This is a genomic window from Veillonella montpellierensis (assembly GCF_947090115.1).
In the GTDB taxonomy this organism is placed as follows: Bacteria; Bacillota; Negativicutes; order Veillonellales; family Veillonellaceae; genus Veillonella; species Veillonella montpellierensis.
Genome location: NZ_CAMUMS010000015.1, coordinates 20,223 through 31,442, shown reverse-complemented (window position 1 = coordinate 31,442; position 11,220 = coordinate 20,223). Strand labels below are relative to the sequence as shown.

7 protein-coding genes are annotated in these 11,220 nt (G+C 35.5%); 6 read left to right on the top strand and 1 reads right to left on the bottom strand.

The features are described 5' to 3' along the window. Positions 1–330: 330 nt before the first annotated feature. The 6 genes from larE (at position 331) to P6940_RS07660 (ending at position 9,079) form a co-directional block, all read left to right on the top strand. Entirely contained in the window at positions 331–1,074 is a 744-nt protein-coding gene (gene larE / locus P6940_RS07685; protein WP_277293687.1) for an ATP-dependent sacrificial sulfur transferase LarE, read from the top strand. 282 nt (positions 1,075–1,356) lie between these two features. After that, a complete protein-coding gene (gene larA / locus P6940_RS07680; protein WP_277293686.1) occupies positions 1,357–2,634 on the top strand; it encodes a nickel-dependent lactate racemase in 1,278 nt (425 codons plus the stop codon). A gap of 912 nt (positions 2,635–3,546) precedes the next feature. Beyond that, positions 3,547–4,530: an ABC transporter permease gene (locus P6940_RS07675; RefSeq protein ID WP_028257781.1), complete on the top strand. Its 984-nt coding sequence runs from the start codon at positions 3,547–3,549 to the stop codon at positions 4,528–4,530. Then, positions 4,527–5,432, top strand: a complete 906-nt coding sequence (locus P6940_RS07670; protein WP_028257780.1) for an ABC transporter permease — start codon at positions 4,527–4,529, stop codon at positions 5,430–5,432. The genes P6940_RS07675 and P6940_RS07670 overlap by 4 nt, the downstream gene beginning before the upstream one ends. Before the next feature lie 42 nt (positions 5,433–5,474). Beyond that, positions 5,475–7,043, top strand: coding sequence for an ABC transporter substrate-binding protein (locus tag P6940_RS07665; RefSeq protein ID WP_277293684.1), 1,569 nt, complete (start codon positions 5,475–5,477; stop codon positions 7,041–7,043). 143 nt (positions 7,044–7,186) lie between these two features. After that, on the top strand, positions 7,187–9,079 hold the full coding sequence (locus P6940_RS07660; protein WP_277293683.1) for a dipeptide ABC transporter ATP-binding protein: 1,893 nt from the start codon (positions 7,187–7,189) through the stop codon (positions 9,077–9,079). Positions 9,080–9,714: 635 nt separating this feature from the next. Here the strand turns inward: P6940_RS07660 and putP are convergent. Continuing rightward, entirely contained in the window at positions 9,715–11,196 is a 1,482-nt protein-coding gene (putP, locus tag P6940_RS07655) for a sodium/proline symporter PutP (protein WP_277293682.1), read from the bottom strand. Positions 11,197–11,220: the final 24 nt, after the last annotated feature.

The window sequence follows — 11,220 nt, the reverse complement described above, 5'->3', positions numbered from 1 at the left end:
ACACAAGGTTCACTATGGATTTTTTATGTGTTCAATTTCATTTTATAATTAAGTAAAAGATTTTTATGTATAAATGAAAGAGAAAGTTCAAATATTAGTTATTGATAAAAGATTGTACAATGCTAATGGATATATAATACATGATTAAAATTTAATGACTAAGAATATTGTTCTATAAGTCATTATAAATTTAATTGTGCGATTATATAAATTAGAGTTGCGATATAATGAAATTACATATAATTTTAATAGTCTAAATTTGTACAGTCATGCAATATATTTACAATGGTAGAGGTTACATTATTTGGCTCAATAAAAAGGATATTATATATGGATTTTATAACATATTTACAAAATTATAATGATTTAGCAGTTGCTCTATCTGGTGGGGTTGACTCATCATATCTTTTATATGCTGTGAAGAAAGCTGGTGTACGATGTAAAGCGTATACAGTTAAATCTCAATTTATTCCTCGCTTTGAACTAGATGATGCCATACATATAGCAAAATTTCTTAATGTGCCACATGAAATACTCGATATTAATGTTCTTGATTGTGATGATATAGTTAATAACTCTAGTGATAGATGTTATTATTGTAAGCACCATGTATTTTCATTACTTTGTAAAGAAGCCAAAAGAGATGGTTTCACGATCATAGCTGACGGGACAAATGCAAGTGATAATATTGATGATAGACCTGGAATAAAGGCTATTAGGGAATTATCTGTTGTTTCTCCATTACGTGACTATGGTTTAAAAAAATCGGATATTAGAACTTTATCTCAGAAGGCAAATCTTTTTACATGGAATAAACCATCATATGCCTGCTTGGCTACAAGATTTCAAGAGGGAGAAACAATTACTAGAAATAGGCTTGTAGACCTAGAGTTAGCTGAATCGTATCTCTTTTCTTTAGGCTTTGTTGATTTTCGAGTTAGGCTACAAGGAAATGTGGCTAAGATTCAAGTTCCGGAACATCAAATGACCATGATTATTGCCTACAGGGAATCTATTATAAACTATTTTAAAAAAATATTTGATGATATAGTTTTAGATTTAGAATCTCGATAACTATCAGTATGAATTAAGTAAAAATATGGTATATACAGATGATTTCTATAACAAAATATATAGAGATGTCTGATTTCTATGAAAGATAAGGAGTTATTCGTATTATTGCATGGTTATATCTTTATACATGATGCATTAGAAAAGAAAATTTGTAATATAGTTATAGTGTGGAGAGATGATAGCTAATTTTCTAATTGATTTGTGTAATCGCTATATTATATATTATTATATAAGTAATAGAAAATTGTAATAGATGAATATGTTGTATTAAGGAGTGATTCTATGAAAACTTTTGACATGCCTTATGGAAATGGATTTATGAAGATTGATGTTCCTGAGGATAATATTGTAGGCGTTTTAGAATCTAAAGCACATTCGTATCATCCGTCGTTAGAAGAAGAACAATTAGTAGAGCGAGCATTGGATAATCCGATTGGCACATCTCGATTAGAAGAATTGGTAGCAGGAAAGTCTAATATGGTTATTATTACTAGTGATCATACACGTCCAGTACCAAGTAAAATTACAATGCCTATATTATTGAGAAGAATTCGTGAAGTAAATCCGAGTATTGATATTACAATACTGTTGGCTACTGGCTTTCATAGACCTACTACGCATGATGAAATGGTTGATAAATTTGGAAGCGAGATTGTTGCTAATGAAAAAATTATAAATCATATATCTAGTGATGCAAATCAAATGATAAAAATCGGAGTCTTACCTTCTGGTGGGGATTGTATTATTAATAAATTGGCTGTAGAAACAGAATTATTGATTTCGGAAGGATTTATTGAGCCACATTTCTTTGCAGGTTTTTCTGGAGGTAGAAAAAGTATACTACCAGGAATCGCCTCAGAAGTTACAGTTATGGCGAATCATTGTTCAGAGTTTATTAATAGTAACAATGCACGCACAGGAATTATTAAAAATAATCCGATTCATAATGATATGATTTATGCTGCACGTACAGCTAAATTAGCATTTATTTTAAATGTTGTAATTGATGGAGACAAAAAAATTATTAATGCTTTTGCCGGAGATATGGAAAAAGCCCATGAAAAAGGATGCGAATTTGTATCGCAATTGGCGAGTGTAAAATCTACTCCAGCTGATATTGTTATTACTAGTAATGGTGGATACCCCTTAGATCAAAATATATATCAAGCTGTAAAGGGGATGACTGCAGCAGAAGCAACTTGTAAAAAAGATGGCGTCATTATCATGCTTGCTGCATGTAATGATGGGCATGGAGGTGAATCCTTATACGAAAATTTAAAAAATGCAAAAACTCCTAAAGAATTGTTAGATCGTATTGCTAAAACACCAAGAAATGAAACGATTCCAGATCAATGGGAAATGCAAATTTTAGCACGTATCTTAAATCAATTTACTGTTATTGTAGTAACTGCTGATTGTGATCCTCAAATGTTGATAGATATGCATTTACAACAAGCTGATACGTTTGATGAAGCACTAAAAAGAGCATTTCAATTAAAAGGGGAATATGCTAGTATTGCGGTTGTCCCAGATGGTGTTTCTGTAGTTGTTAAGGCATAGGGTTCTAGTCTTTTAAATAATTATATAGTGTATGCAGTGCATTGATACCAAGATAGTGTAGATAAATTCTAGATTATCTTGGTATTTTTGTTGTATAGATAATTTTGTTTTTTAGTATAAATATCCTATAAAAAGAGGGTATAGATATAATTAGAATTTTACTGAGTATTATAGATAGTAAGGAGATAAAATACTCTACTTGTGTGGATATATTAAATTTAAGATGTATTTCTGCGTATAGAGAAATTGATAAATCTAGTAGCTGAGCACACTATTAGCTTACTATAGGTTAGTAAAATAAATCATAGCAAGAATTATTTATACAGTATTTAGTTTTATTGATAAAATTAATTATTTGTTCTTATATAGGCTGAGTAGGAGAAGTGATGCTCTAAGACTGTATGAAAATGATGATATAAGAATGTACAATTAGTGATATGATAGGTGAAGTGATAAGAAGTACCTGGTTACTCATTACGAATGAAAAGAAAGTTTGTCATTGTAGGCTACTATACTGAATAGTAGTAGGGTTTCGCCATCTATTTATATCGCCACAAGTGGATCGCAGTATGAGTGAATTAGAAACAGTAATATAGTGTATGTTATCTGTACATGATTTATAAAGTTAATATATAAAGTACTTATAAGTATAAAAAAATTTCATTTGTAATGAGAGTCGTGGTTATAATATACTAAATTATAAATATATATTATGTATTTTAAATGAGCGAGAGAATACGATTAAACCATATATTAGCTGAATAGTTAATAAAAATTATAATATATATGAAAAATTTTTATGATATCAAGTAAACATATGAACATACATGAAAATGAATATCATTATTGACAATCAAGAAAATAAAGTATAATCTATCTATATAGTATAGATTATGAACAAGGAGCAGAATCATGCATTTGTCATATAAAAGAATAAGTAAAAATTTTTTAGTGTATCTTCTATCACTTTTTGTGTTATCGGTCGTTGTATTTTGGGCTGTATCGTACTCACCAGGGGATCCATTGCAAGCCTATTATGGTGAACGATTTGATCATATGACAGAAGCTCAAATGATTGCAGCAAGACATCAATTGGGATTAGACGGCTCATTAGTAACACAGTATGTAGAATGGATGAATCGATTATTCCATGGGGATATGGGATTTTCTTTAAAATATAGAACGCCTGTCAGTGCTGTGTTAGGTGGCTTTTTTATTAATACGGTTATATTAGGTGTCATTTCGTATGTGCTCACATTTACTTTGGCCATTCTGTTGGCGGTTATCTGTGTGTACTATGAAGATCGCTGGATTGATAAATTGATTTCTCAAGTAGGTACGTTGGTATTTTATTTGCCTACATTCTGGGTCGCTTTATTACTCATCCTTGTGTTTAATGTTAACTTAGGATGGTTGCCTGGTAGTGGTGCTTATGAGCCTGGTAATGCGAATGATTGGGTTGATCGACTACGACATATAGTGTTGCCGGTTATTGTTATGTTAATCGCTCATGTGTGGTACTATGCGTATATGATACGCAATAAACTATTAGACGAAACCAGAAAAGATTATGTATTGTTAGCTAAAATGAAAGGCCTTAGCTCGTTTGCTATTTTAGTAAAGCACTGTCTTAGAAATATAGCACCTACCATTTTTAGCGTTATGGCAATCGGTACGAACCATATCATTGGTGGGTCCTATGTAGTAGAAGCCGTTTTTGCATATCCTGGCTTAGGCAACTTAGCCGTGGAAAGTGCTAAGCTGCATGATTACAACTTATTAATGATTATTGTATTAATTACTGGTGCTGTGGTTATTGGCTCTAGCTATATAGCACAAGGCATTAGTGAACAAGTAGATTATCGGATGAAGGATCGAGAGGAGGTTGGACAATGAGTACACCTCAGGATGATTTATTCACCATTGTAGGTAGTGGACATCGCCCAAAACCGACTGTAACATTGGTTCCCACCTGGCGCAGAGCTTTCAATAAAATTCCAAAAATTTCCAGTTTTTTGTTACTGTTGATTATTTTAGGTTGTATTTTTGCTCCTTTACTGGCAAATCATAATCCTACAGAATTTTATTCATCGAATTTAAATCAACCGCCTGATGGAGAATTTTATTTTGGTACAGATAGCATGGGGCGTGATATTTACTCTGTATTATGGTATGGTGGCAGAATATCCATTATCATCGGTTTGTTAGCTGCTGCTGTATCAACTATTATCGGCATTGTATATGGTTGTATCAGTGGTTTAGCACCTGCTAAATTTGATGCATTCTTTATGCGATTAGCAGAAATCTTGTGCAGTATTCCATGCTTATTGTTACAACTATTATTGTTGGGAATGGTAAATGGTACAGGCATTATCTCTTTATCAATTATTATTGGCGTTACTAATTGGATGAATTTATCTAGGTTTGTTAGAACTGAAGTACGACAAATTCGCAATAGTGATTATGTACTATCTGCGACTATGATGGGGGCTAGATTTTTCCATGTCTTATGGTATCATTTGTTACCCAACTTTTTATCCCCTATTTTATTTGTGATTGTTTCTTCCATAGGTGTTTCTATGACGATGGAAGCTACATTGAGTTTCTTAGGATTAGGATTACCTACAGAAATAGTATCGTTAGGTACTATGTTATCGCTAGCATCGAGAGCATTGTTGACAAATTCTTGGTGGGTTATTTTAGTACCTGGTGTATTTCTAGTGGTTACACTAGTTTGTATTACCAACATTGGGCATCGTTTGCGCCGCGAAATTAATCGTGGAAGCAGTTATTTATAGATTTTTTGATGCATGTATTTATAGTAAGTATAGGAGGTTGTCATGAAGAGATTAAAATACTTTTTAGTCTATGCTATGGCGGTTGTGATGGCGCTAGCCTGTTTGGTAGCTGTCACTGGTTGTGGAACAGAAAAAAGTGGTAGTGCAGAAAAGACACTAACATTTGCTAGTTCCGATTACAAAACATTGAATGCGCTTTTAAATACGCATGATGAATTACCATCATTAATTTTCTCAGGACTTATGAAACATGATGGAAAAGGTAATGCAGTATGTGATTTAGCATCGAAATATGAATTTGATGAAGCTACATTAACATACACATTCCATTTACGTGATAATGTAACTTGGCATGATGGAAAACCATTCACTGCGAAAGATGTAAAATTCACATTGGATCAATTACGCAATAATAAAGATCTAGAATCTGAAACAACAGATAGTTATAAAGATATTAAAGATGTAGTTGTAGTAGATGATCATACAGTTAAAATTGTATTGAGCAAACCAAATGCAGCTATGTTAGACAACTTGGCAATTGGTATCTTACCAGAACATCTATTAGCGGGTAAAGATATTATGAATGATGGATTCAACCAAAATCCTGTAGGTACTGGCCGTTATAAATTTGTAAGCTGGGATAAAGGTCAATCCATTGTATTAACAAGAAACGATGCTTACTATGGTAAAAAACCTAATATCGAAAAAATTGTTTGCAAAATTATTCCAAATGAAAACGCTAAAGCAGCTCAGTTAAAATCTGGCGGCATTGATTTCGCTTTATTAAATGCTAAAGATGCAAAAGCATTCCGCGATAATAAAGACTTTACCGTATTTGATTTCAAAACAGCCGACTTCCGTGCTATCGGTGTTAGCTATAAAAACCCATTCTGGCAAAATCCAGATCATAAAGCATTATTACCAGTGTTAGGGTACGCAATTGATAAACAAGCGATTGTAGACAGCGTACTTGAAGGTGAAGGTACACCTGCTTATAGTCCATTACAAATGAATAAAGAATATAACTTAGAATCTGTAGATAAACGCGAATATAATCCTGAATTATTCAAACAAAAAATGGCAGAATTAGGATGGACTCTTGGTTCTGATGGCATCTATGAAAAGAATGGCGAAAAATTATCCTTCTCTGTAGAAGCTCGTGATTTCGAAGTTGAACGTGTTGATATGGCTAAATTAGTATCTGCTCAATTCAAAAAATTGGGTGTAGATATGAAAGTTGATATTGTACCTAAATTTAAATGGAAAGAATTGCAATCCTTAGTAATTGGTCAAGCAGCTCCATTTGATCCAGACCAAGGTACATACGACTTCTTCGTAACAAAAGCAAGTGCTAACTACACTGCTTATAGCAACCCTGCTGTTGATGCAGCATTAGCTAAAGCTCGTGGCACATATGATGTTAATGTACGTAAAGAAGCTTACAATGAATTCCAAAAAGCTTGGAACGAAGATCCAGCTTTCATCATGTTAGCATACTTACATGGTAACTATGTAGGAACCAATAAGATTACTGGTCCAACAACAGATACAATACTTGGTCACCATGCAGCAGGTGTGTTCTGGAATATTGAAGACTGGGATATTAAATAATAGTATATAAATATGTGTGATTTATAACATGTAGCGAGTGGCGGATATCAGCAATAGAGCTAGTCTTAAAATAGCTCATGTTGGTATCCGCACTCTATTATGGATATATGTGATAAGTGGCATAGATAGAGTGGAGTTAATCAATGGAAACGGTGTTAGATATACAATCATTATCGCTGACATTTCATACTGAACAAGGCGAAGTGCATGCTGTAAGAGATGTATCATTATCCTTACAGGCAGGTGAAATTATGGCGCTAGTTGGCGAATCGGGCTGTGGTAAATCCACATTGTGTCGATCGGTAGTTAAGTTATTGCCAGAATATGCGTCGATTACTAAAGGGGCTATTTATGTAAAAGGAAAGGATGTGGTACCATTTACTGATGCGCAAATGCGTGATATTAGAATGGTTGATGTGGGCATGGTATTCCAAAATCCTTTGAGTACATTAAATCCCGTTTTATCTGTAGGAAAGCAGATGAGAGAAGCGTTAGAACGCATGTATCCTACTGAGTCGGAAGAAGAACTTAATAAGAGAGCAGCAGATTTATTGGAATTAGTAGGTATTAGTAATGGGCAGGAACGATTGCCTATGATGCCAAGTACTTTTTCTGGAGGACAACAACAGCGAATTACCTTAGCGATTGCATTAGCAACGAAACCATCTATTCTATTGGCTGATGAACCGACTACGGCACTTGATGTAACTGTACAATTACATTTATTAGATTTGTTAAAAAAATTAGCGAAAACAGAAAAGTTGGCCATTCTTTTAGTAACGCATGACCTAGGTGTGGCTGCACGTATTGCTGATCGCATTGGCATTATGTATGCAGGGCGCATTATAGAAACTGGTACAGTAGAAGATATTTTCTATCGCCCAGAGCATCCATATACATGGGGATTATTAGGGGCCTTACCATCGGTGGATCATAAACAAAATCGACTTGTGTCTATACCAGGCATGCCACCAGACTTATCATTGCCTATAGTAGGGGATGCGTTTGCTGATAGAAATGAGTATGCCTTGGGGATTGATTATAAAGAAGAACCGCCTATGTTCTCAGTTTCTGATACACATAAAGCGGCAACTTGGTTGTTAGATGAACGAGCACCAAAGATAGAAAAACCTTCTTATATACCTACACTAGGAGAAACTGCAAAAACATCTGATGACCATACCGACACTGGTGTATCTGATGAGAAGAAAGCGGAAGTTACATGGGACTGCAGTTGCGATGATCCGACGAAAGGACCTTTGTTAGAAGTAGAACATATAACAAAGACATATCATTTGCTATCAGGTCGACAGGTCCAAGCTGTAGATGACGTTTCATTTTTCGTTGAAAAAGATGAAATAGTAGGTATTATTGGCGAATCGGGTTGTGGTAAATCTACGCTAGCTCGTATGATTGCTGGTGTATTGCCATGGACGAGTGGCGATGTGTATTTTAATCACCATTCAGTATCGCCGAATGAACGAAGCCAAGAGTTGCGTCAAGATATCCATTTGATTTTCCAAGATTCCGATGAGGCATTAAATCCGCGGATGACCGTTGAAGAATGTTTGCGGGAAGGACTTTCATTAAGCAATCGCGATACCAATGAACACGATAGATTGTTAGATGAATTGTTAGCTGATGTAGGTTTAGAAGCGCGTCATAAAGATATGTATCCTGGCGAATTGTCAGGAGGTCAACGACAACGTGTGGCGATTGCACGGGCTTTAGCATGTGAGCCTAAATTGTTAATTGCCGATGAGCCAATTGCATCCTTAGATGTTTCTATTCAAGCACAAATTATTAATTTGTTGTTAGATTTACAGAAAAAACGCCATTTTTCTATGTTGTTCATCGCGCATGATTTATCTATCGTTCGCTATATTAGTGATCGCGTGATTGTTATGTATAATGGTCACATTGTGGAAAGTGGAACGGCAGATGAAGTATTTGACCATCCTGAACATGAATATACGAAAACTCTATTATCTTCTATTTTGACACCCTATTCAAATGATATACAGGCGGCTGTGTAATTGTATCGCTATACAAGCATAAGAAAAGGCTGTAATACAATGTATGTGTACATTGTGTTACAGCCTTTTTAGTTATACGCGTTACTATGATGCTAGGAGTAATAGTATTGACCCTATCGTTACTATGACATAGCTATTTTATATGAAAACGACCAAGGCTTGTCATCTTGTGAAGAGGGAAAGCCTTGGTCGTTTATTTATGTTTTACTGATGAATTTGTAGCGTTCAAAGTCGTATAGGGAAAGGGAGTCCTTAGCCGCTTTTCATTGATACCATGGACTAAGAAGATAGATATTGTGGCATCGTAGTAGCACTTTTATTGGCAGTATGGATAGAATTTAAAATGTTTAACAGTAGTGATGGCTATTCATCAACGTAGATGTATGTAGAGCATGATAGTACATTCATATACGTTGCTCAGCTTAAACGGATAGGCTCTAGTAAAAGTTACAGTATTACTAGTATGACGAGTTTGTTTTAGACTATGGATGAGAATAGTAGGCCTAAGGTATGTGATGATAGCAGTGCTTTGATTAGAGTGTTGTGATGCATTGTGATTTGTATAAAGATCTGTCCTTCTTGGAACACGTGGACGATTGCTGCGTGATGCAGCGCGATTGGTATCAAAAATGTGACTATAGTATATGCATTTCTTGGGCTTTGTCAAAATCATCAGTAATGGCTGTAGATGGTGGTGTGTCTAAGAGACTGACGATATAAATTGCGATGGATGAGAAAATAAAACCAGGAACGATTTCATAGAGTCCAAATAATTCGAACTGTTTCCAAATCAATACGGTTACGCCACCTACGATGATGCCAGCAATACAACCTAGACGAGTCATGCGACGCCAAAATAATGAAATTAGAATACTAGGGCCAAAGGCGGCACCAAAACCTGCCCACGCATAGGCAACCATGGTTAAAATATAGCTATTAGGATTTAAGGCAAGGTATAAGGCGACAAGAGCGATGAGCAATACGCTAATACGACTCACTAGTAGTAATTCTCTTTCAGAGGCAGATTTGTGAATTAAATTGCGATATAAATCATGAGAAATAGCAGACGATGTAACCAAGAGTTGTGCCGAGGATGTACTCATGATAGCGGCTAAGACGGCGGATAAAATTAATCCACCTACGAAAGGAGAAAATAAATTTCTCGTCATTACGAGGAATACCGTTTCCGATTGGGCTCCACTAAGGGCGTGTGGTAAATAGACATGACCGACTAAACCGACTAGCACGGCTGCAGTGAGTGAAATAATTACCCAAGTCATAGCAATGTGGGTTGCTTTTTTTAATTCTTTAGCATCGGAAATGGCCATAAATCGTACTAGAATATGAGGTTGTCCAAAATAACCTAATCCCCAGGCCAAAGATGAAAGAATGGCGATACAGAGGGAAAGCGTATCAGTGTGAGGACCTAGTATACTAAGACCTTCGGGAAATTCGGTGGCAATGAGGTGGGCTGTGTCAACGGGACCACCCATAGCGATAGTTGCAGTGATAGGCACTAATAGAATGGCAAAGAACATCATCATACCTTGGATAAAGTCGGTACATGATACGGCTAGAAATCCACCTAAGAATGTATAGAATACAACGACACCTGCAGTGATAAGTAGTGACGAGGTATAATCCAAGCCAAAAATAGTGGTAAATAATTTGCCCCCCGCTACAAATCCAGAGGAAGTATAGATTAAGAAAAATATTAAAATGAATAAAGCTGACACGATGGGAAGTATATTCGACGTATCATGAAATCGATTTTTAAAATAATCAGGCATGGTGAGACTGTTGTTAGCGGCTTCTGTATGATTGCGCAATCGCTTTGATACAAAGGCCCAGTTAAGCCATGTGCCTCCGGCTAGACCTAAGGCAATCCAGATACCGGATAATCCTGTAGCATAGGCAAAGCCTGGTAAGCCCATGAGCATCCATCCACTCATGTCGGACGCTTCTGCACTCATAGAAGTGATCCAGGGACCTAGTTGGCGACCACCAAGAATATAATCGCCCAACCCTTGGGAGCGCCGATAATAGAACACGCCAATCCCCATCATTAGGCCTAAATAGATGGCAAAGGCTATAATCACTAATATATTGTTATCCATAAAATATAGAACCCTCCTTATACA